Source organism: Streptomyces sp. NBC_01537, from assembly GCF_045040445.1.
Classification (GTDB): domain Bacteria; phylum Actinomycetota; class Actinomycetes; order Streptomycetales; family Streptomycetaceae; genus Actinacidiphila.
This window is the reverse complement of the sequence record NZ_CP109392.1, coordinates 6,457,526-6,478,111: the sequence shown is the minus strand read 5'-3', so window position 1 is coordinate 6,478,111 and position 20,586 is coordinate 6,457,526. Positions and strand designations below refer to the sequence as shown.

Genomic DNA, 20,586 nt, shown 5'->3' with positions numbered 1-20,586 from the left:
TCCTTACATCCGCTGCCGACGCTCCGCGTAGGGGTTGCCGGGCGCTGGGTCGACGCGCCAGAAGCCCAGGGTGCGGGGCTGGAACTGGCGGTGGGAGGGGTTGAGGCCGGTGTGCTTGAGGGTCCAGATCTCGATGGGGAGCCGGGTGTCGTCGACGGCGGGTGATTCGGCGCCGCAGGTGATGCACAGGGCTGAGTAGATGGCCTGTGGGGCGCCTTCGGCGGTCTCCACGCGCAGGGTCCAGTCGGCGGCGCGGATGACTGTTCGCGGGGTCGGGCTCATCGGAACCACCGCCCGGCCGCGTTGGCCTCGGCCACGCGGGCACGGAGTTCGTCGTTGGCGTCTGCCGGGCGGAAGGCCGAAGCCCGCCACTCCTCGCCGCCGGCCGGGGCCCTGAGGGTCACCTGACGGCCGTCCCAGCCGGTGACGACGCCGACGCGGTCGCGGTCGGTGTCCACGGCGAGGGTGCCCAGGGAGGGGGCGTACGGGCCGCCACTGCCCTGACTCGTCATCTCGTGTCGTCGTCTGGTCTGCACGGTGGTTACCTCGCTCGTTGGTCGTCAGTTACGTTCGGTGCACATAGCGTTGCCCTCCGGAGATACCTTTGACAGGAGGCGGGACTCAACAACCGCGATGCAGGAAAGGTGCGTTGCTGGTGGCACATCCCAAGGACCTGGATCCGTACGCATCACCGAGGGCGTTCTACGGGGCGGAGCTGCGCCTCAAGCGGGAGGAGGCCGGGCTGTCGCAGGACAGGCTCGGCGAGCGGCTGTACTGCTCGGGGGCGTACATCGGGCAGTTGGAGGCGGCCACGCGCAGGCCCCAGCTCGACATGGCCAAGCAGCTGGACGAGATCTTCGGGACGGGTGAGCATTTCTCCCGGCTGTGCCGGATGGTGCACAAGGTGTCGCGGCACGCGGAGAAGTTCGAGGCGGCGGCTGAGCTGGAGGCGATGGCGCGGAGCATCTGCGAGTACGCGTCGATGTTCGTGCCGGGGCTGTTGCAGACGGCGGCTTACGCGCGGGCGGTGTTCCGGGCGGCCCAGCCGGTGGCGAGGGCCGAGCGGATCGAGGAACTGATCGCGGCTCGTACGGGCCGCGCCGCGAAGCTGGAGGACCCAACCGAGCCTCTGTTGTGGTTCGTTCTGGACGAGAACGTCATCCGGCGGCCGGTGGGCGGACCGGCTGTCATGCGGGAACAGTTGGGGCGCATCGTGGATCTGGCGCGCCGGGAGCGGGTCATTGTGCAGGTGCTGCCGTTCTCGTGCGGGGTGCCCGCGCTCAACGGGATGACCACGCTCATGGCCTTCGACGACGCCCCGCCGGTGGCATACGCCGAGGGGCCGCAGACGGGCAATCTGATCGAAGATCCGGCTCTCGTCGCCAAGGTCCAACTGTCCTACGATCTCGTCAGGGCCGCCGCGCTCCCACAGAAGGCGTCCCTCGCCCTGATCGAATCGGCGATGGAGGACTTCGCACCATGCGTACCACCGAGCACGACCTGAGCACCACGCCGTGGCGCAAGAGCAGCTACAGCGACGGCGAGGGCGGCAGCTGCGTCGAGGTCGCCGACGGCATCCCCGGCATCGTCCCCGTACGCGACAGCAAGGAGCCCCAAGGCCCCGCTCTGGTTTTCCCCGTTGCCTCCTGGACTGCGTTCGTGGCGGGCGTGAGGGCAGGCCGCATCGCCTGACGGCTGACCGGCTTCAGCCGATCTCCGCGCTTCCCTCGCGGTAGATCTTCGCGGATGCGATCCGGGAGTCGTGCAGCACGTAGAAGGCAGCGATGGGGAAGGATTCCGTCCTCCCGCCGACCGTGAGGGTCTCGGTCATCTGGCAGGCCGCCTGGTCCCCCTGGACGAGCAGGGTGTGCACGGTGAGTTCGGGCAGCAGTCCCGTCATCGCTTCGGAGAAGAGTTCGGCGATTTCGGCGCGGCCTCGGGCAGCGGTCTTTCCGGTGATCCAGAGGGCGGCGTCCGTGAATCCGGACATGAGGGCGTCGAGGTCGCGGGCGTTGAAGGCCTGCACGTGGTTGTGGATCACCGTGGCGGCACTCGTCTCGGTCACCCGCGCAGTGTCGCAGCCGTCTTAAGGTGCACGCCATGGAGATTTGGGTTAACCCCGCATGCTCGAAGTGCCGAGCCGCCGTGAAGCTGCTGGACGAGGAAGGCGCTGCCTACACCGTGCGGCGCTACCTGGAGGATCCGCCCAGCGCCGAGGAGCTGCGGGCGGTGCTGGGGCGGCTGGGGCTGGAGCCGTGGGACATCGTGCGTACGCAGGAGGCCGAGGCGAAGGAGCTGGGGATCAAGGACTGGCCCCGGGAGGCGCGCGAGCGCGAGCGGTGGATCGAGGCGTTGGCGGGGCATCCGCGGCTGATTCAGCGGCCGATCATCACCGCCGAGGACGGGTCGGCGGTGATCGGGCGGAGTGAGGAGGCGGTGCGGGATGCGCTGGGGCGGGGATAGCGGGGGCTAGGCCCTGTCCGGGCGATCATGAACGGCCCCCTTCGCCGCCGCTGTGACATCAGCCGCTGGCGCGGCGGGCGCCCGTGATCGCCCGGACAGGGCCTAGTCGATGGGGAGGCCTTCGGGGGACTTGATGCGCTTCATGATCATCTGGGAGTTGACGTCGCTGACGCCGGGGAGGGCGATGAGCTTGTCCGTCCAGAAGCGCTCGAAGGCTTCGCTGTCGGCGACCGCGATGCGCAGGAGCGAGCCTGGGGCGCCGTAGAGGCGGTAGGCCTCGATGACGTCGGGGATGCGCTGGACCTGGGACTCGAAGGCGGCGACGGAGTCGCGGTCGCGGTGGACCTCGACGGAGGCGAAGACCTCGAAGCCGCGGCCGAGGGCGGTGGGGTCTACGACGGCGCGGTAGCCGCGGATCACGCCGTCCTCTTCCAGTTGGCGGACGCGACGGAGGCAGGGGGACGGGGTGAGGCCGACGCGGGCGGCGAGCTCCTGGTTGGTGAGACGGCCGTCGGCCTGGAGTTCGCGCAAGATTGCTCTGTCGATGGCGTCCATGGTGGCAGTATCCACCACAGGTGGCCGGTCTACGCGCTTAGATTGGCAGCAAATCGCTCGACTTTCCACATATCATTGTTGTATGAGCAAGGGAAGCGTGAAGCGCGTCGTCGTGATCGGCACCGGCGGGACCATAGCCAGCCGCTGGCAGGGCACCGGGTACGCGGCGGAGGCCGCCGGCGACGAGGTGCTCGCGGGGAGCGCGGTGCCCGAGGGCGTGGAGGTGAGCGTCCGGGACCTGTTCACGGTGAACAGCTCGCAGCTGACGACGGCGCACCAGCTGGAGCTGCTGCGCACGGTGCACGAGGTGCTCGCGGACCCGTCGGTGGACGGGGTCGTGGTGACGCACGGCACGGACACCATGGAGGAGTCGGCCTTCCTGCTCGACCTGCACCACCACGACCGCAGGCCGGTCGTGTTCACGGGAGCGCAACTGCCGCTGGACTCGGTGGACGGGGACGCGGCGGGGAATCTGTACGACGCGATGCTGACGGCGGCGACCGGCCGGGACATCGGCGTGGTGATCGCGTTCGGCGGCTTCGTGCACGCCGCCCGGGGCACGCTCAAGGTGCACACGCTGGACCCGCGCGGCGCGTTCGCCGACCCGTCGGGGCGGCCGCTGGGACGGGTGAAGTTCGGGGAGATCGCGTGGGGGCAGCCGCGGGGGCGCGCGGAGGTGCTGCCGGTTCCCGAGACGGCCGTACGCACGCCGCGGGTGGATGTCGTGATGCATCACGTCGACGCGGACCCGGTGCTGTTCGAGGCTGCGCTGGGCGCGGGCGCGCAGGGCATCGTGCTGGTCGGTACGGGGGCGGGCAACGCGACGCCCGAGTTCGTGGCCGCGGTGGAGCGGGCCGTGGCGGCCGGGGTGCTGGTCGCGGTGAGCACGCGGGTGGCGGCAGGGCCGGTGGCGCCGATGTACACCGGCGGCGGAGCGGTGGACCTGGCGGAGGCGGGCGCGGTACTGACGGGGGAGCTGCGGGCCGGGCAGGCCCGGATCGCCGTACTGGCGGCGCTGCTGACGGCTCGTAGCCCTCAGGAGCGCGCCGACGCCCTGCGCCGGATCGTGGAGGCACCCGAGGCATCCGATGTACCCGAGGCGCCCGCCGAGACAGCCGCAGCCGCCTGACGCCGGCTCAGAAGTTGATCGAGTTGATGGAGTCGGCCAGCGAGTTCAGGAACTTGCTGATCGAGGGCGCCATCCCTGTGGAGGCCAGGAAGAAGCCGAACAGGATGGCCACAATGGCCGGCCCGGCCTTCAGTGATTTGCCTCTTATCATGACGATCAGGACGATCGCCAACAACAGCACTACGGACAGTGAGATGGCCACAGCCGATCACATCCTCGGTCGGAACGCCTCAGCGTCGTCCATCGTCCCACCAAGCACTGACACGGTGACCCCCGGGGGGGCATACCGGCAATTGCGGGCCTTCGGGATTGAGTATTTCCCAACCCCTCCCCGAACACACTTAATTGCCTCACCAGTTCCCGGCCGGGGTGGGCGAAATGCCCCCTTCAAGCGCTATATGGGGGAACATTTACCAATCAAACGGACAGCGTGTAGACGCCGCATGCCCGGGTAGCCGAGCTGATATCCCGACTCCCGGGAAGAATCCACGAGGAAGCGCTCGCTCGGTATGGTGCCCCAGACGTTCCCGCCCCCACCCACGACCACCGCGACCACCGCGGACACCGCGAAGACCGCGAAGACCGCGGACACACTCCCCCCTCGCGGGGACGAACGTCCCCCGGGCAGACCGGACGCGGTGAGGCCGACACAGCGTGACGCTTTCTTCGACAACGCCAAGTACCTGGCCATCGTCCTCGTGGCGATGGGTCACTCCTGGGACCTGCTCAAGAGCGACAGCAGAACCATCGAGGGCCTGTACCTCTTCGTCTACGCCTTCCACATGCCGGCCTTCATCGTCATCTCCGGCTACTTCTCCCGGAACTTCGACCTCCGGCCGGACCGCGTCAAGCGGCTGATCACCGGTGTCGCGGTCCCGTACCTCGTCTTCCAGACCGTCTACTCGCTGTTCGACTTGACGGCCGGCGAGGCCCCCAACCCTCCCTTCAGCCTCATCGACCCGCTGTACCTGACCTGGTTCCTTCTCGCGCTCTTCATCTGGCGGCTGACCACCCCGCTCTGGCGGGTCGTACGCCACCCGCTGGCCCTCGCCCTCGTGATCGCCGCGCTCGCCTCGACCTCTCCCGGCATGGGCGGCGCCCTCGACCTGCAGCGCGTCCTGCAGTTCATGCCGTTCTTCGTCCTCGGGCTGCGCATGAAGCCGGAGCACTTCCACGTCATGCGCAGGCGCGCAATCCGGATCCTGTCGGTACCGGTCGTGCTCGGAGCCCTCGCGCTCGCGTACTGGGCGGCCGGGGCCGGCATGGACGCGGGGTGGCTCTACCACCACAGGAGCGCGCAGCAGATCGGTGAGCCGTGGTGGGTCGGCCCGGTCGCAACGGCCGCGCTCTTCGGAGTGTCGGTCCTGCTCACCGTGTGTTTCCTCGCGTGGGTGCCGCAGCGCCGGATGTGGTTCACGGCGCTGGGCGCGGGGACGCTGTACGGCTATCTGCTGCACGGGCTGCTGATCAAGGGCGCGGGCTACGCGGGCTGGTTCGACACGTACGGCTGGCTGCGCAGCGCGCCCGGCGAGGTGGCGGTGACGGTCGCGGCGGCGGCGGTGGTGACGGCGCTGTGCACGGCACCGGTGCGGCGGGTGTTCCGGTGTGTGGTCGAGCCGGGGATGGGGTGGGCGTTCAGGAAGCCGGACGCCCAGCCGGATGCCAGGACGGATGTCAGGCCGGATGCCAGGGCGAACGCCAGAGCGGATGCCAGAGCGGTGGTCAGTCCCGGCACACTATGAGCAGCGCCCGGTCGTCGTTGACGTTCTTCGCGACGGCCTCGATCAACTGCCAGGCCGCGCCCCGGAAGCCGTGGGCCACATAGCGGTCGGCCTCGCCGATGAGCCGGTCGATGCCCTCGGAGAGGTCGCGCCCGGGGGCCTCGACCAGGCCGTCGGTGAAGAGCAGGAGCACGTCGCCGGAGCGCAGGGTGCCCTTCACGCCGTGGAACTCGGCCCCGTCGTAGATGCCCAGCAGCGGGCCCTCGGCGGCCTTCTCCTCCCAGCGGCCGGTGCCGGAGCTGAGCTGGACGCCGGGCAGGTGGCCGGCGGACAGCAGCTCGTAGTCGCCGGACTCCAGGTCCAGGACGAGGTGTACGGAGGTGGCGAAGCCCTCGTCCCAGTTCTGCCGGAGCAGATAGCCGTTGGCGGCCGTGAGGAACGCGTGCGGCGGCAGCGACCCCACTAGGCCGCCGAAAGCGCCGGACAGCAGCAGCGCGCGCGACCCGGCGTCCATGCCCTTGCCGGAGACATCGGTGAGGACGGCCTCCAGGACCCGGCCGCCGGAGGTGCGGGTGGCCACCACGAAGTCGCCGGAGAAGGACTGCCCGCCGGCCGGGCGCAGCGCCATCTCGGCATGCCAGCCCGGCGGCAGCATCGGCAGCCGGCTCTGTACGCGGATGCGTTCGCGCAGGTCGAACAGCATCGTCCCGCCGCCCCGCCACGGCACGCCGACCCGGCTGCGGAACTGCGCGATCAGCAGCCCCGCGAAGGCCACCGCGCTCACCACGAGCACCACGCCCGGCGTGACCGGGCCGAGCCCGTTCACGTACGGGGCGAAGCTGGCCGATTCCACCACCAGGGCGGCCGCCGAGGCCGCGTAGAGGAGGAGCAGGCTGGAAGGGCGCAGGAGCAGGCCGCCGAGCAGGATCGGGAGCACGAGGGTGGTCGGCGGGCACCACACGGGGCTGGCCACGGTGCCCCAGGCGATGGTGGGCACGCTCAGCAGGAGCACGGAGAGGATCAGCCAGTCCGAGCCCTCGCCGCGGAAGTAGTCGACGCCCGTCTTGCGCACGCCGACTCGGGCCCGGTGCAGCGTCCTACGCCACCGGGCCACCGGGCTGTCTCCCGCGGCGCGCTGTGCCATGTTCCGGCGACCCTACCCAGCGATTCGCCGGTGCGTCGATTCGCGGCGGCCGAATTGGCCGGTGAAATACGGTCGCACGGGCGGCGGGCCGGGTGCTAGGGAGGGGTCATGACTGTTGAGTTGAGGGATCTTGAGCCCGAGCAGTGGGAGAGCTGGTTCGACGGGATCGACCGCGCCTTCGGCGGAAGCTTCGTAGACGAGCAGCGGGCGTACTGGAAGGCCGTCAACGAGCCCGAGCGGTCCATAGCCGCCTGGGACGGCGACGCGATCGTCGGCAGCGCCTCGGCCTTCTCCTTCCGGCTGTCGGTGCCGGGTGGCGCACTTGTACCGGCGGCCGGTGTGACCTGCGTGAGCGTCCGGCCCACGCACCGGCGGCGCGGAGTGCTGACCTCCATGATGCGGCGGCAGTTGGACGACGTACGGGAGCGCGGTGAGGCGCTCGCGGTGCTGACCGCCTCCGAGCCGGTGATCTACGGCCGGTTCGGGTACGGGGTGGCCAGCGAGGAAGTAGGGGTCGAGATCGACACGACGCGAGTGCGGCTGGCGCTGCCGGACGGCGTCGACGGCGTACGGCTGCGCCTCGTCGGCCTGGAGGAGGGCCTGGAGGCCTGCGAGGCCGTCTACGGGCAGTTGGTGACCGGCCGCCCCGGGCTGCTCGCCCGCCGGCCGGGCTGGGAGCGCCACGCCCTGGTCGACCCACCGGCCACCCGGAGGGGAGCGAGCGAACGGCAGTGCGTGCTCGCCGAGGTGGACGGGGAGGTGCGGGGGTACGCGCGCTATGCGGTGAAGCCGGAGTGGGGGCCGCGCGGGCCGGACGGCACGGTGATCGTGCGCGATCTCGACGCGCTGGATCCGGTGGTCCGTGCGGCGCTCTGGCGTTATCTGTTCGGGATCGACCTGACCTCGAAGGTCGTTGCCTCCAACCGGCCGGCCGACGATCCGGTGCTGCACCTGGTCTCGGATGTCGGACGGTGCGGGGTGGGCACCCAGGAGGGGCTCTTCGCCCGCCTGGTGAATGTCGGCGCGGCACTGGAGGCACGGACCTACGCGTCGGCGGTGGATGTCGTCCTTGAGGTCGCCGATTCCTTCTGTCCCTGGAACGAGGGGCGGTGGCGGCTCAGCGGCGACCCGAAGGGCGCGGTCTGCGTCCGGACCGCGGACCCGGCGGATCTCGCCCTGTCGGTGCGGGAGTTGGGCTCGGCGTATCTCGGGGGCTTCTCGCTCAGCGCGCTGGCGCGGGCGGGACGGGTCCGCGAACTGCGGGGCGGGGCGCTCGCGGAGGCGGCGGTCGCGTTCCGCAGCGACCTCGCGCCCTGGCTGCCCCACGGGTTCTAGGGCGCAGGCTGGCAGTCTTGGCAGCCGGGGCACCAGAACAGGTTGCGCCCGGCGAGGTCCGCCGTGCGGACCTCGGCGCCGCAGATGTGGCAGGGCATGGCGGCCCGCCGGTAGACGTAGACCTCGCCGCCGTGGTCGTCGACACGGGGGGCGCGGCCCATGGCCTCGGGGGTGTGCTCGGGGCGGACGGTGTCGATGCGGTTGAGGCGGACGCCCTCGCGCATGAGGGCGGCGAGGTCGGCCCAGATGGCGTCCCACTGGGGGCGGGTGAGGTCGCGGCCGGGGCGGTAGGGGTCGATGCCGTGCCGGAAGAGGACTTCGGCCCGGTACACGTTGCCGACGCCGGCGATGACCTTCTGGTCCATCAGGAGGGCGGCGATGGTGGTGCGGCTGCGCGAGATCCGGGCCCAGGCCTTGGCGGGGTCGTTGGAGGGGTCGTCTCCGGGGCGCAGCGGGTCGGGGCCGAGGCGGTCGTGTATGGCCTGCTTCTCGGCGTCGGTGATGAGCTCGCAGGCGGTGGGGCCGCGCAGGTCGACGTAGGAGCCGGGGTTGGCCAGGCGCAGCCGTACGGTGTCGGTGGCCGGCGGGGCCGGGGCGGGGCCGAAGCCGACCTTGCCGAAGAGGCCGAGGTGGATGTGGACCCAGCCGGTGGCGGCGAAGCCGAGGAAGAGGTGCTTGCCGTGGGCTTCGGCCTCGGTGAGCACCTGGCCGTCGATGAGGGCGGCCCCGTCGGAGAACTTGCCCTGCGGGCTGCTCGCGCGCACAGGACGGCCGCCGAACCGTTCGAAATGGTCGGCGGCCAGACGGTGGATCGTATGCCCTTCGGGCACGGTGTCAGCCGTCCTGCCGCGGGTGGTGGGCCGGGATCGGGGGGAGCTCGCCGGTGGTCTCGTAGGCGTCGAGCATCTCGATGCGGCGGGTGTGACGCTCTTCGCCGGAGTACGGCGTGGCGAGGAAGACCTCGACGAACTTGGTCGCCTCGTCCACCGTGTGCATGCGGCCGCCGATGCTGATGACGTTGGCGTTGTTGTGCTGGCGGCCCAGGGAGGCGGTCTCCTCACTCCAGGCGAGCGCGGCGCGGACGCCCTTGACCTTGTTGGCGGCGATGGCCTCGCCGTTGCCGGAGCCGCCGATGACGATGCCGAGGGCGTCGGGGTCGGCGGCGGTGCGCGCGGCGGCGCGGAGGCAGAAGGGCGGGTAGTCGTCCTGGGCGTCGTAGATGTGCGGGCCGCAGTCGACGGCCTCGTGGCCGTTGGCGGTGAGCCAGTCGACGAGGTGGTTCTTGAGTTCGAAGCCGGCATGGTCGGAGCCGAGGTACACGCGCATGGCCAAGAGTCTGACATGGCGGGGCGGGAATCCGGGATCCGGGGGCCGCCGACACCGCCACTGCCTCCGGCGGCGGTCAGAGCGGGGTGAAGGAAGCCGTCACCGAGTCGTAAGTGCGCAGCGCGGCGGTCCGGACCGAGGCGGCGAACCAGATGTTGAGCTGGTACGTCTTGCCACCGGAGGTGAAGCCGAGCTGCCGCGCCCGCATCGGTGTGCCGTTCTCGGTGAAGGTGTACTCCCAGACCACCCCGGGCTTGCCGCGGAACGTGGTCCGTTCGAGGCGGATCTTGCGGTAGTCGGGCACGTCGTGCGAGCCGGCCTCGGCCTGCTGCCATTGGGTCAGCAGATCGCCGCCGCCGGCGAGGGCGTAGGAGGCGGCGATCTCCTGGGTGCCGTCCGGCGAGTGGTAGTGGATGTTCGACGGGCTCTTGGCGGTACGCGTCCAGCTGTCCGGCGGCACCCAGCTGAAGCCGGTCTCATTACGGGTCCCTGCGGCGGGGGCGGACGGGGAGACGGTCGCGGCCGGGGCCGAACTGCTCGCCGGGGGGCGGCTGGTGCCCAGCACCTGGGGTTCACGGGTGCCGGTGTGCCCGGCGGTGAGGACGACGACCGTCGCCGCGACGGCCGCCACGGCGACGCCTGAGACGGCCCCCAGCGCGAGGCGGCGGCGCCGGTTCCGCCGTTCCCGCAGCCAGCCGGGCGGGACGGCGTCCTCGGGTTCGGGCCCGGCCTCGGGCAAGGCCTCCGGGGGGACCGGCACCGGGTCGGCCAGGGGCCGTAGGGCCGCGCACAGCTCGTCGAGGGTGAGGCGGGCTTCGGGGTCCTTGCGCAGCAGCGCGGCGAGGGTGTCGCGCAGGGGGCCGGCCTCGGGCGGGAGCTGGGGCTCTTCGTAGAGGACGGCGTGCAGGGTGGCGAGGGTGGTGGGGCGGGCGAAGGGGGAATGCCCGGCGAGGGCGGCGCAGAGGGTGGCGCCGAGCGACCACAGGTCGGAGGGCGGGCCCTGGCGGCGGCCTTCGACGCGCTCGGGGGCCATGTAGTCCGGGGAGCCGACGAGCATGCCGACCATGGTGAGCGCGGCGGCGTCCTGGATCGCGGCGATGCCGAAGTCGGTGAGGACGACGCGGCCGCCGCTCGCCTCGACCAGTACGTTTCCGGGCTTGATGTCGCGGTGCAGCACTCCGACCGCGTGCACCTCGCGCAGCGCCGCCGCCAGCCCGAGGCCGATGCGGGCGGACTCCGGCGCGGCGACGGGCCCGTCCGCGACGAGGATCTGCTCCAGGGAGCGGCCGTCGACCAGCTCCATGACGATCCACAGCCGGTCGTTCTCCTGCACGACGTCATAGACCCGCACCACGTTCGGGTGGTCGATCCGGGCCGTGGCGCGCGCCTCCCGCATGGCCCGCTCGCGCCGGATCCGGGCGTCCTCGGCCTCCAGGTCGTCGATCCGCATCTCCTTGACCGCGACCGGGCGGTCCAGGACCTCGTCGACCGCCCGCCAGACCCGGCCCATGCCGCCCTGGCCGATCGACCCGCCGAGGCGGTAACGGCCCACGACCAGACGGCCCCGGACCTCACCGCTCGTGTTTCCCACCATTCCCTGTCTCCCCACTACGGGAGGAATTGCCCATGAACCGCACCAATGCCACCACGACCAGGACGGAAGTATTAACTTGCCACCATCACAGCATAGATGGGGCGAATCTTGTGGTACCTCTTCATAGAGCAACAATCAGGGGGAGGTTCAATGCGCCACAGCCATCAGCGAATTCGCATGTATCTGTCAGGGGCCACGGCTGTTCTGTCGCTGCTGCTCACGGCGGCCGCGACGAACACGGCGGCCGCGGCGGATCCGACGCCCGGCAGCAGCCAGGGGGGCTCGCCGGGCCCGAGCACCCCGGCGGACATCAAGGTGAACACCGAACTGCCGTCGCAGATCTCGGTGGACAACAAGACCGAGACCACCACCATCACGGCGAAGATCATCAACAACGGGGACAAGGCCACCCCGGCCATCGTGATGTCGGTCGTCGGCTTCGACGCGCTGAAGGTGACCGGCGTGGAGGGCTGCGCCGAGATCCCGAAGGCGAAGCGCCCCGCACCCTCCAACAGCGGCTACTACTGCCAGATCAGCTCGCTCGCCGCCGGCGCGAGCAAGACGTACAGGATCTCCGCGACCTACGACCTGCAGAGCGCCGGCAAGATCTGCCTGCCCGTCACCCTCGGCACCTCCGAGACCCTGCTCTGGCAGCAGGGCCCGGTCCCCTTCGGCACCACCAAGCCCACTCCCAACGCCCCCGACACCCCGCTGCTGCTGGGCACCAACAACGTGCCCACCGGCCAGGACAGTTCGGTCTCCCCGAGCCCTTCCAGCCTGCCGCAGACCGGCGCCCCCGGCGCCGGGCTGCCGATCGCGCTGGCCGGCGGTCTGCTGCTGCTCGCGGCGGGCGCGGCGGGGATCTGGGCGACGACGCGCAGGCCGCGCCGCCGCCACGAGTGAGTTCTACGGAATGAGCGGGCGGCTGGTCTTCACTCCGCTGTCGACCAGCCGACCGTCAGCCCCGGCGTCCGACGAGCTTCCACGCCGCGGGCAGCGCGCCCATCGCCAGCGCCGCCTTGAGCGCGTCGCCGAGCAGATACGGCGTCAGGCCCAGCGACACCGCCCGGCCGAGCGACAGGTGCGCGGCCGCCGCCAGGTACGGCACTCCGACCGCGTAAATGATCGCGCTGCCGACCACCATCACCCCGGCCATCCGCCACACACCGCGGTCGGCGCCGCGTCGGGCCAGGGCGCCCACGGCGGCCGAGGCGAGCATCATGCCGAGGATGTAGCCGAAGCTCGGCGCACCCCAGCCCGACGAGCCGTCCGCGAACCACGGCATCCCGGCCACGCCCGCCACCGCGTACAGCGCCAGCGCGGCGAACCCTCGCCGGGCGCCCAGCGCGGTGCCGACCAGCAGCGCGGCGAAGGTCTGCCCCGTCACCGGCACCGGCGAGCCGGGCACGGGGACGGACAGCTGCGCGGCCAGGCCGGTCAGGGCCGCCCCGCCGAGGACGAGGGCCGCGTCCCGGACGCGGGAGGCGGGGAGGAGGTCGGCCAGGACGGTGTTCGGGCGTGCGACAGCGGCGGCGGTGCTCAACAGATTCTCCCCAGAGGTCGGGACAGACAGCTTCACAGATAGCTTCGTCGTGAACCTATCCCGCCGACCGGGCACCGATCACTGTCAGCCTGCGACAAAGACGTGATCGCCGCCTTGGCCGGTCCCACACAACCACCAGCCGTGATACGTGATCCCGGTCACGGCGGGCTGTTGATTCCCAACAAGCCCTTACGCGGCCAGCGCCATTGCCGGCTCACCCTTCGCACCGCCCCGTGCGAACACGACCAGCCGCAGCGCCACGAACCGCCCGATCCCCGCCAGCCCCGACGCCCCCAGGTACACCGCCTGCTCCAGCAGCGGCCCGGCCTGCGGGTGCAGGGCGCGCAGCGCCAGCATCGCGCCGGTTGTAAAGACATACGCGACCGCCAGGGTCGCCCCCGACTGCAGGTGCACCCGCCAGCCCGCCCGCCGCCCGCCGCCGAAGGTGAAGCGGCTGTGCAGCTCGGTCGCCAGCAACGTCGAGACCACCGACACCAGGGCGTTGGCCACGGCGAACGGGATCTGCCCGGTCAGCAGCAGCATCGACCCACTGGACAGCAGCCCGACGCCGCCGCCGCAGACGACGAACCGGATGAACGAGGTGAGCGCTGTGGTCTCCATGCGTCCGACAGTGCCGGGGCCCGCTGACAGCACGCCTACCGCGCGCCTACAGCCCGCCTACACGGCGGTCAGCGCGCGGTCAGCGGCCGACCCAGGCGGCTGAGCGCAGCGGCGGCGAAGTCGCCTAATCAAAGATGGGCCCGACGGTGCGGGTCCGCTTGATCTCGTAGAAGCCGGGGATGGAGGCCACCAGCAGCGTGCCGTCCCAGAGCTTCGCCGCCGCCTCGCCCTTGGGGGCGGGGGTGACGACGGGGCCGAAGAAGGCGATCTGCTCGCCGTCGGGGCCGGGGACGGCGATGACGGGGGTGCCGACGTCCTGGCCGACCTTGTCGATGCCCTCCTGGTGGGAGGCGCGGAGCTCGGCGTCGTAGACGTCGGAGGTGGCGAAGTCGGCGAGGTCGGCGGGGAGACCGGCTTCCTCGAGGGCGGCGACGATGGTGTCGTGGTCCTTCTCCAGGCCCTGGTTGTGGAAGCGGGTGCCCAGCGCGGTGTAGAGGCGGCCGAGGACCTCGCTGCCGTGCTTCTGCTCGGCGGCGATGCAGACGCGCACCGGGCCCCAGGCGGTCTTCATCAGGGCGCGGTACTGCTCGGGCATCTCGTCGAGGCGGTCCTCGTTGAGCACGGCGAGGCTCATGACGTGCCAGCGGACCTCGACCGGGCGGACCTTCTCGACCTCCAGCATCCAGCGGGAGGTCATCCAGGCCCAGGGACACAGCGGGTCGAACCAGAAATCCGCGGGCGTCTTCGTCGTGTCGGTCGTCTCGGGCACAGCGTTCTCCTCGGCAAGGGTCGGCTTCAAGGGATGGCTTTTCCCCGAACCTGGGCAACACGGCCGGGGCCCGGACGCATTCCCGTGGGAGGATTCCAGCGTCCACAAGACGAGATGTACGACACAGAGGAGCCCTGCGTGCCCGGCGAGAACCTGACTCGAGACGAGGCCCGCGAGCGGGCCGGACTGCTGTCCGTGGACGGGTACGACGTGGCGCTGGATCTGCGCTCGGCGGTCCGGCCGGAGGAGCGTACCTTCCGGTCTCTGACCACCATCCGCTTCCGGGCCGCGCAGCCGGGTGCGGCCACCTTCGTGGACCTGGTCGCGCCGTCCGTGGAGTCCGTGGTCCTCAACGGGCGGGAGCTGGACCCGGCGGCCGTCTTCGACGGGACGCGGATCGCCCTGGACGGGCTGGCGGAGGCCAACGAGCTGGTCGTCGAGGCGAACTGCGCGTACAGCCGCACCGGCGAGGGCATGCACCGCTTCACCGACCCGGAGGACGGCGAGGTCTACCTCTATACGCAGTACGAGCCGGCCGACGCCCGCCGGGTCTTCGCGAACTTCGAGCAGCCGGACCTCAAGGCGCCGTACCGCTTCACGGTCACGGCCCCGGAGGGCTGGACGGTGTGGAGCAACGGCGCCGAGGAATCCCGTACGGGAGACACCGGCGGCACCTGGCGCTTCGCGGAGACCGAGCCGATCTCGACCTACATCACCTGTGTCGTCGCCGGCCCGTACCACTACGTCACGGACACCTACCGGCGCGACGGCCTGGAGATCCCGCTGGGCGCGCTGTGCCGCAAGGGCCTGGCCAAGCACTTCGACGCGGACGACATCTTCACCGTCACCAAGCAGGGGCTGGACTTCTTCCACGACCACTTCGACTACCCGTACCCCTTCGGGAAGTACGACCAGGCCTTCGTGCCCGAGTACAACCTCGGCGCGATGGAGAACCCGGGCCTGGTGACCTTCCGGGAGGAGTACGTCTTCCGGGGCAAGGTGACGCAGGCCTCGTACGAGGGCCGGGCCAATGTCATCCTGCACGAGATGGCCCACATGTGGTTCGGCGACCTGGTCACCATGCGCTGGTGGGACGACCTGTGGCTGAAGGAGTCCTTCGCGGACTTCATGGGCGCCTTCTCGCTGGTGGAGGCCACCCGATTCCGCGACGGCTGGATCACCTTCGCCAACCGCCGCAAGGCCTGGGCCTACCGGGCCGACCAGCTGCCCTCCACGCACCCGATCACGGCCGACATCCGCGACCTGCAGGACGCCAAGCTCAACTTCGACGGCATCACCTATGCCAAGGGCGCGTCCGTGCTGAAGCAGCTCGTCGCCTACGCCGGCCGGGACGCCTTCCTGGAGGGCGCGCGGCGCTACTTCAAGCGGCACGCGTACGGAAACACCGGGCTCGGCGACCTGCTGTCGGTGCTGGAGGAGACCTCGGGCCGCGACATGGCCACCTGGTCCCGGGCCTGGCTGGAGACGGCCGGGGTCAACACGCTGACACCGGAGGTGTCGTACGACGAGGCCACGGGCCGCGTCCAGGAGCTCGCCGTACGCCAGGAGGGCGGCGAGCTGCGGCCGCACCGGGTCGCCGTCGGCCTTTACCGGCGTGCGCAGGGCGGCGCGCTGGAGCGGTACGCACGTGCCGAGGCGGATGTGGCCGGGCCGCGTACGGTCGTGGCCGAGCTGGCCGGGGCCGAGGCGCCCGACCTGGTGCTGGTCAACGACGAAGACCTGACGTACTGCAAGGCCCGCTTCGACGAGCGGTCGCTGACCACCGTCCTCGGCGGTCTGGGCGATGTCACCGATCCGCTCGCCCGGGCGCTGTGCTGGTCGGCCGTGTGGAACCTGACCCGCGACGCGCTGCTCCCGGCACGCGACTACATCGGGCTGGTCCTGCGCTTCGCCGGGGCCGAGACCGACATCGGCGTACTGCAGTCCCTGCATGCGCAGGCGCACTCCGCCCTCCACCACTACGCCGCGCCAGGTTGGCGTGCGCAGGGCGGCCAGGCGCTCGCCGAAGGCGCCCTGCGCGAGCTGCGCGCCGCCGAGCCGGGCAGCGGGCACCAGCTGGCATGGGCCCGCTTCTTCGCCTCGGCCGCCGAGTCGGAGGCCGACCTGCGCGTGCTGCGCGGACTGTTGGACGGCGCCGAGACCATCGACGAGCTCGAGGTCGACCAGGAGCTGCGCTGGACCTTCCTGGAGGCCCTGACCTCGGCCGGCGCCGCCGACGAGGACGCCGTCGCCGCCGAGCTCGCCCGCGACGACACCGCCTCCGGCAAGCGCCACCAGGTGCGCGCCCTGGCCTCCCGGCCGTCCGCGGCGGTCAAGGCGCAGGCCTGGGCCACGGTCGTGGAGTCCGACGCCCTGTCCAACGCCCTGGTCGAGGCGACCATCGCCGGCTTCGACCAGCCGGGGCAGCGGGAGCTGTTCGCGCCCTACGCGGACAAGTACTTCGCCGTGATCGAGCGGGTCTGGGCCGAGCGGTCGATCGAGATCGGCATGGCCGTCGTGCGCGGGCTCTTCCCGGTCCTCCAGGCCCGCCAGGAGACCCTGGACGCGGCCGACGCGTGGCTCAGCGCGCATGCGCATGCGGCGCCGGCGCTGCGGCGGCTCGTGGCGGAGGCCCGGGACGACCTCGCGCGGGCGCTGCGCGCGCAGGCCGCGGACGCGGCGGCGTAGCGCACCGGCATGACGAAGGGCCCGGGGTGAGCGATCACCCCGGGCCCTTCTCGTAACGCGGTCAGATCAGCCGACGGTTCAGCCGACGACCTTGCTGATCAGGACGCTGCCCGTACCGGCGACCGTGCCGGCGGCGTCGAGCAGGCTGACCTCGCCGAAGAACTGGCGTCCTTCGGGTGCGGCCGCGCCGACCAGCACATCGGCGGAGACGGCGGTGGAGGCGCCGTTGGCCAGGGTGACCGGCGAGGAGCCGACGTTGACCGAGCCGAGGGCGCTGGAGAAGAAGACGTCCTTGTAGTCGTACTCGGTGGTGCCCGCCGGGACGGAGTAGCCGTCCACCGTGATGGTGTACGTACCGGCCGCCGGGTTGGTGAGGCTGACCGCCTCCTCCGAGTCGCCGTCCGCGGACGAGCCGACGACCGTGCCGTTGAGGGACACCGACAGGTCGAGGTCGGCCGAGGTGTCGGAGGTGCTGCCGATCGCCACGTCGAGACGGGAGGCGCCCTCGGGGACGACGACCGTGGTGACCTCGCTCCCGCCGTCCGCGATGGACTTGCGCGAGCTGGCGGCGGAGCCGAGCGGGCCGCCCTGGAGCGAACCGCCGGTGATGGGCGCGAAGTTGTTCTTTACGGTCCAGCTGACCGGGGAGGCCGTGCCGACCGTGGCCTCGTCGACGGTCTGGGTCTCCGGGTCGAAGCTCACGCCGAGCGCGGTCGCGGAGAGCGCGTACGGGTTGGTGAGCAGCGGGGACGTACGGCGCGACTCGACCTCGATCTCCCAGACGCCCGGCAGCGGGTCGGCGTAGGAGCGCAGGGCGGGGTTGCAGCCGTTGGTGGTGGTGTAGTTCGGGTAGCAGAACGTCGTCGTGGTCGTGTCGGCCGGGACGCCGTACGGGGTGATCGCGATGAAGCGGGTCTGGCTGCCCGTCGCGAGGCCGCCGAGCGCGACCTCAAGGGTCTTGGCGCCCTCGGGGACGGTGACGAAGTAGGACTTGGTGCTGTTGCGCTCGACCGAGCTCGCCGCGCTGAACGCGTAGGACGGGGCGGTCTGCGGCTTGGAGACGACGACCGTGGTCATGATCTCGGTGTCGGTGCCCAGCGTCTTCGGGTCGTTGACCTTCAGGACGGCGCTGTGCAGGCCGGCCTCGTACGTCTTGGCCGCGACCTTGACGGTGACCGGGGTGTTCAGCGGCAGCAGGACGTTGCTGGAGCCGGCGAAGCGGAAGGTCCCGTCGTTGTTGTCCCACTCCAGCTCGTGCCATACCGAGCCTGCCGGGCCGGTGGTGCGGGTGATGGTGATGTCGTACGTCTTGCGCTGGCCGGTCTTGAGGCCGCCCTCGCGGTCGTACAGGCCGGTGCCGAAGCCCGGGGTGGCGAGGTACTGGTCAAGGGCGGTGTCGACCGGGGCCTTGACGGTGTACTCGTGGGCGGAGACGCCCTTCTTGATCAGGTGCCAGGCGTTGACGATGTTGATCAGGCCGGAGCCCTCTTCGTACGTCTGGGCGCCGTCGATGTGCGTGGCGGTGCTGGTCAGCGCCGTGCGGAGCTTCGCCGGGGTGAGGTCGATGCCCTTCTGCTTCGCGGCGGACAGCAGCAGCGCCGAGGCGCCGGTGGCCTGCGGGGACGCCATCGAGGTGCCCTGCAGCATGCCGTAGCCGGCCGGGAGGGTGTAGCCGGCCTCGGCGACCGGGGCGCCGGGCTCCCAGGTCGGGATGGTGTTGATGGAGGCACCCGGGGCGGTGATGATCGGGGCGAAGCCGCCGTCCTCACGCGGGCCGCGGGAGGAGAAGGGGAAGAGGTTGTACTTCCGCTTCACGACCGAGCCGTAGTTGGCCGCCCAGGTCTCCTTGGAGACCGAGGCGCCGACGCTGATGACCTTGTCGGCCAGGCCCGGGTCGCCGATGGTGTTGGCACCGGAGCCGCTGTTGCCGGCCGAGATGACCAGCTGGACGCCGTAGGTGTCGATCAGCTGGGTGTAGAGCTGGGCGCGGGCGTTGTTGCCGTCGTTGAGCGCGGGCAGGCCGCCGATGGACATGTTGACGATGTCCACCCCGCGGTTCACGACCAGGTCGATCATGCCCTCGGTCAGCGCGACGTTGGTGCAGCCGCCGGTCCAGGTGCAGGCGCGGGACGACACGATCTTCGCGCCGGGCGCGGCGCCGTTCATCTTGCCGCCGAACAGGCCGTTGGCAGAGGTGATGCCGGCGACGTGGGTGCCGTGCTCGGACTCGATGACGCCGATGTTGACGAAGTCGGCGGTCTTGCCGATGTAGTCGCCGCCGTACGGGTCGAGCTTGACGTCCTTCTTGATCTGGACGACGAAGGGGATCCGCTCGGAGATCTGCGTGGCCGGGTCGTCGGTGCCGAAGTAGCCGATCTGGAAGCCGTCCTTGTACGGCTTCATGGCCTCGTCGTCGGTGAAGTCACCGTTGTCGTTGAGGTCCACGCGTACCGTGCCGGCGGCCGGGTCGTAGAGCACGCCCCAGATGTCGGTGGTGTCGCCGTCGCGGTTGAGGTCACCGGCCATGTCGCCGCCGGTGGTGTAGCTCTCCCGGAAGCGGGTGATCTGGTACGAGCCCGAGGGCGCGGTCCACGTACGGCCGGCGTAGCTGAAGCTGGTGCCGGAGACCGAAGTCAGCATCGGCCGCCAGGTGTTGTCGCTGTCGGTGATCGGGTCGGTCGAGGTGACCCAGTCCACGATCTTGCGCTCACCGGTCGTGGTCTTCTGCAGCGCCGGGTGCGCGAGGTCGACGCCGGAGTCCAGGATGCCGATGGTGACGCCCCGGCCGTCGGCCTTGGGGTTGTCCTTGACGAAGTCCACGGCGCCGGTCTCGAAGGACGGCTGGTAGGGGTTCTTCGCCGGGGTGCTGGCGCTCGGGCCCGAGTACGTCGTCGTGGTGGTGGCCGCCGAGGCCGCCGCCTTCTTGGTCGTGTCGGCCGACGGCGTCGGGTCGTCGATCTGGATCTCCTGCTTGAGATCGATCGCGAGCACCGACGACAGCTTCGTCGCCTTGGCTATCGCCGCGTCCGCCTTGCCGGTGGGCAGGGTCGCGCGGACGTAGCCGAGCTTGTCGTACGTCTGCCCAACCGACGCGCCCGTGACGGTGTCGAGCTGCTTGGCGACCTGCTCGGTGCTGCCCGGGGTGGTCGCGATCATCAGGGTGACGTTCTTGTCACCGTCGGCCTTGGCCTGGACGAGGAGGTCGGCATCGTCCGAACCCAGCTTGTCGGCGGCGGTCTTGGCCGGTACGGCACCGGTGCCGCCGATGCCTCCGCCGCCGCCCGCTGCGTTGGCCAGGGTGGCGGGGCCGGTCGCGGATAGCGCGGCGACGAGGCCCGCCGCGAGCGCTATTCGCGCTACGCGTCTCTTCGCCTGAGTGTGCTGGAGAGTCATGGGCATCCTTGTTCAAGATTTGGGCACCGGTTGACCACACAGGTTGCTGTACGTGACCTGTGTTTGGGGAGTACCTGCGGTGGCGTAAGCGGGACATGACGCGAATCCGCCATATCCGATTCCGGCCCGATAGCGGGCCTCAGGGGCTCCTGCCTGCGGCGATGCCGCGCGCGGACCGGCGGCCGAGGGTTCTCCCGCACTCCGTCCAGTCCGGAATTCGAGGGCAATCCCCCTGGCCGCCCAAGACCGTCGATGAACGGCACATGAGCACGAACCTTCCGGCTGGGGAGAGTTCGGTAAGCACC

Annotated in this window: 21 protein-coding genes; 8 read left to right on the top strand and 13 right to left on the bottom strand. The window is 70.8% G+C overall.

The genetic code is table 11. The features are described 5' to 3' along the window. Positions 1-3: 3 nt before the first annotated feature. Together OG607_RS29825 and OG607_RS29820 are read right to left on the bottom strand one after the other, a co-directional pair. A complete protein-coding gene (locus OG607_RS29825; protein WP_405730092.1) occupies positions 4-282 on the bottom strand; it encodes a hypothetical protein in 279 nt (92 codons plus the stop codon). Beyond that, positions 279-536 (bottom strand): hypothetical protein, encoded by a 258-nt coding sequence (locus tag OG607_RS29820; protein WP_405730090.1) that lies wholly within the window; start codon positions 534-536, stop codon positions 279-281. The genes OG607_RS29825 and OG607_RS29820 overlap by 4 nt, the downstream gene beginning before the upstream one ends. Before the next feature lie 119 nt (positions 537-655). On the opposite strand from OG607_RS29820, the gene OG607_RS29815 reads away from it, so the two are divergent. Continuing rightward, positions 656-1,504 (top strand): Scr1 family TA system antitoxin-like transcriptional regulator, encoded by an 849-nt coding sequence (locus tag OG607_RS29815; protein WP_405730088.1) that lies wholly within the window; start codon positions 656-658, stop codon positions 1,502-1,504. Next, positions 1,480-1,692 (top strand): DUF397 domain-containing protein, encoded by a 213-nt coding sequence (locus OG607_RS29810; RefSeq protein ID WP_405730086.1) that lies wholly within the window; start codon positions 1,480-1,482, stop codon positions 1,690-1,692. The genes OG607_RS29815 and OG607_RS29810 overlap by 25 nt, the downstream gene beginning before the upstream one ends. A gap of 13 nt (positions 1,693-1,705) precedes the next feature. Here the strand turns inward: OG607_RS29810 and OG607_RS29805 are convergent, their stop codons facing one another. Next, positions 1,706-2,065 (bottom strand): nuclear transport factor 2 family protein, encoded by a 360-nt coding sequence (locus tag OG607_RS29805; RefSeq protein ID WP_405730084.1) that lies wholly within the window; start codon positions 2,063-2,065, stop codon positions 1,706-1,708. A 35-nt stretch (positions 2,066-2,100) separates the two neighbouring features. On the opposite strand from OG607_RS29805, the gene OG607_RS29800 reads away from it, so the two are divergent. Then, the gene (locus OG607_RS29800; protein ID WP_405730082.1) at positions 2,101-2,463 is read left to right on the top strand and encodes an arsenate reductase family protein; all 363 of its coding nucleotides are present in this window, start codon (positions 2,101-2,103) and stop codon (positions 2,461-2,463) included. Positions 2,464-2,565: 102 nt separating this feature from the next. Here the strand turns inward: OG607_RS29800 and OG607_RS29795 are convergent, their stop codons facing one another. Continuing rightward, positions 2,566-3,018 carry an Lrp/AsnC family transcriptional regulator gene (locus OG607_RS29795; RefSeq protein WP_405730080.1) on the bottom strand — a complete coding sequence of 151 codons (453 nt, stop codon included), beginning with the start codon at positions 3,016-3,018 and terminating at the stop codon, positions 2,566-2,568. 82 nt (positions 3,019-3,100) lie between these two features. On the opposite strand from OG607_RS29795, the gene OG607_RS29790 reads away from it, so the two are divergent. Beyond that, entirely contained in the window at positions 3,101-4,147 is a 1,047-nt protein-coding gene (locus tag OG607_RS29790; protein ID WP_405730078.1) for an asparaginase, read from the top strand. Between the two features lie 7 nt (positions 4,148-4,154). Here OG607_RS29790 and OG607_RS29785 read toward each other — a convergent pair whose 3' ends face one another. Next, a complete protein-coding gene (locus OG607_RS29785; protein ID WP_405730076.1) occupies positions 4,155-4,349 on the bottom strand; it encodes a hypothetical protein in 195 nt (64 codons plus the stop codon). A gap of 436 nt (positions 4,350-4,785) precedes the next feature. Between OG607_RS29785 and OG607_RS29780 the strand changes: the two genes are divergently transcribed. Then, positions 4,786-5,889, top strand: a complete 1,104-nt coding sequence (locus OG607_RS29780; RefSeq protein WP_405730074.1) for an acyltransferase family protein — start codon at positions 4,786-4,788, stop codon at positions 5,887-5,889. Here OG607_RS29780 and OG607_RS29775 read toward each other — a convergent pair. Beyond that, positions 5,870-7,012, bottom strand: coding sequence for a PP2C family protein-serine/threonine phosphatase (locus OG607_RS29775; RefSeq protein ID WP_405730072.1), 1,143 nt, complete (start codon positions 7,010-7,012; stop codon positions 5,870-5,872). The two genes, OG607_RS29780 and OG607_RS29775, sit on opposite strands and share 20 nt — an antisense overlap. A gap of 108 nt (positions 7,013-7,120) precedes the next feature. On the opposite strand from OG607_RS29775, the gene OG607_RS29770 reads away from it, so the two are divergent. After that, positions 7,121-8,347 (top strand): GNAT family N-acetyltransferase, encoded by a 1,227-nt coding sequence (locus OG607_RS29770; protein WP_405730070.1) that lies wholly within the window; start codon positions 7,121-7,123, stop codon positions 8,345-8,347. Here the strand turns inward: OG607_RS29770 and OG607_RS29765 are convergent. The 3 genes from OG607_RS29765 to OG607_RS29755 form a co-directional block, all read right to left on the bottom strand. After that, on the bottom strand, positions 8,344-9,177 hold the full coding sequence (locus OG607_RS29765) for an Fpg/Nei family DNA glycosylase (RefSeq protein WP_405730068.1): 834 nt from the start codon (positions 9,175-9,177) through the stop codon (positions 8,344-8,346). The genes OG607_RS29770 and OG607_RS29765 overlap by 4 nt on opposite strands. Positions 9,178-9,181: 4 nt before the next feature. Then, positions 9,182-9,673 carry a ribose-5-phosphate isomerase gene (locus OG607_RS29760; RefSeq protein WP_405730066.1) on the bottom strand — a complete coding sequence of 164 codons (492 nt, stop codon included), beginning with the start codon at positions 9,671-9,673 and terminating at the stop codon, positions 9,182-9,184. 76 nt (positions 9,674-9,749) lie between these two features. Continuing rightward, positions 9,750-11,267: a protein kinase domain-containing protein gene (locus OG607_RS29755; protein ID WP_405730064.1), complete on the bottom strand. Its 1,518-nt coding sequence runs from the start codon at positions 11,265-11,267 to the stop codon at positions 9,750-9,752. Between the two features lie 177 nt (positions 11,268-11,444). Between OG607_RS29755 and OG607_RS29750 the strand changes: the two genes are divergently transcribed. Then, on the top strand, positions 11,445-12,170 hold the full coding sequence (locus OG607_RS29750) for a hypothetical protein (RefSeq protein WP_405730062.1): 726 nt from the start codon (positions 11,445-11,447) through the stop codon (positions 12,168-12,170). Between the two features lie 55 nt (positions 12,171-12,225). Here the strand turns inward: OG607_RS29750 and OG607_RS29745 are convergent, their stop codons facing one another. From OG607_RS29745 to OG607_RS29735, 3 genes are all read right to left on the bottom strand, one after another. After that, positions 12,226-12,810, bottom strand: coding sequence for a biotin transporter BioY (locus OG607_RS29745; protein WP_405730060.1), 585 nt, complete (start codon positions 12,808-12,810; stop codon positions 12,226-12,228). Between the two features lie 189 nt (positions 12,811-12,999). Then, the gene (locus OG607_RS29740; protein WP_405730058.1) at positions 13,000-13,431 is read right to left on the bottom strand and encodes a GtrA family protein; all 432 of its coding nucleotides are present in this window, start codon (positions 13,429-13,431) and stop codon (positions 13,000-13,002) included. 124 nt (positions 13,432-13,555) lie between these two features. Beyond that, positions 13,556-14,200 carry a DsbA family protein gene (locus OG607_RS29735; protein WP_405730056.1) on the bottom strand — a complete coding sequence of 215 codons (645 nt, stop codon included), beginning with the start codon at positions 14,198-14,200 and terminating at the stop codon, positions 13,556-13,558. Positions 14,201-14,338: 138 nt separating this feature from the next. Here OG607_RS29735 and pepN point away from each other — a divergent pair, with 138 nt between their 5' ends. Then, positions 14,339-16,888 carry an aminopeptidase N gene (gene pepN / locus OG607_RS29730; RefSeq protein WP_405730053.1) on the top strand — a complete coding sequence of 850 codons (2,550 nt, stop codon included), beginning with the start codon at positions 14,339-14,341 and terminating at the stop codon, positions 16,886-16,888. A gap of 78 nt (positions 16,889-16,966) precedes the next feature. Here the strand turns inward: pepN and OG607_RS29725 are convergent, their stop codons facing one another. Beyond that, positions 16,967-20,281 carry a S8 family serine peptidase gene (locus tag OG607_RS29725; RefSeq protein ID WP_405730050.1) on the bottom strand — a complete coding sequence of 1,105 codons (3,315 nt, stop codon included), beginning with the start codon at positions 20,279-20,281 and terminating at the stop codon, positions 16,967-16,969. Positions 20,282-20,586 lie beyond the last annotated feature (305 nt).

Bases quoted from the DNA above. Each gene is read 5' to 3' on its own strand.
- OG607_RS29825 (WP_405730092.1), bottom strand. From the start codon at position 282: ATGAGCCCGACCCCGCGAACAGTCATCCGCGCCGCCGACTGGACCCTG.
- OG607_RS29810 (WP_405730086.1), top strand. From the start codon at position 1,480: ATGCGTACCACCGAGCACGACCTGAGCACCACGCCGTGGCGCAAGAGC.
- OG607_RS29800 (WP_405730082.1), top strand. From the start codon at position 2,101: ATGGAGATTTGGGTTAACCCCGCATGCTCGAAGTGCCGAGCCGCCGTG.
- OG607_RS29795 (WP_405730080.1), bottom strand. From the start codon at position 3,018: ATGGACGCCATCGACAGAGCAATCTTGCGCGAACTCCAGGCCGACGGC.
- OG607_RS29790 (WP_405730078.1), top strand. From the start codon at position 3,101: ATGAGCAAGGGAAGCGTGAAGCGCGTCGTCGTGATCGGCACCGGCGGG.
- OG607_RS29775 (WP_405730072.1), bottom strand. From the start codon at position 7,012: ATGGCACAGCGCGCCGCGGGAGACAGCCCGGTGGCCCGGTGGCGTAGG.
- OG607_RS29770 (WP_405730070.1), top strand. From the start codon at position 7,121: ATGACTGTTGAGTTGAGGGATCTTGAGCCCGAGCAGTGGGAGAGCTGG.
- OG607_RS29760 (WP_405730066.1), bottom strand. From the start codon at position 9,673: ATGCGCGTGTACCTCGGCTCCGACCATGCCGGCTTCGAACTCAAGAAC.
- OG607_RS29755 (WP_405730064.1), bottom strand. From the start codon at position 11,267: ATGGTGGGAAACACGAGCGGTGAGGTCCGGGGCCGTCTGGTCGTGGGC.
- OG607_RS29750 (WP_405730062.1), top strand. From the start codon at position 11,445: ATGTATCTGTCAGGGGCCACGGCTGTTCTGTCGCTGCTGCTCACGGCG.
- OG607_RS29740 (WP_405730058.1), bottom strand. From the start codon at position 13,431: ATGGAGACCACAGCGCTCACCTCGTTCATCCGGTTCGTCGTCTGCGGC.
- OG607_RS29725 (WP_405730050.1), bottom strand. From the start codon at position 20,281: ATGACTCTCCAGCACACTCAGGCGAAGAGACGCGTAGCGCGAATAGCG.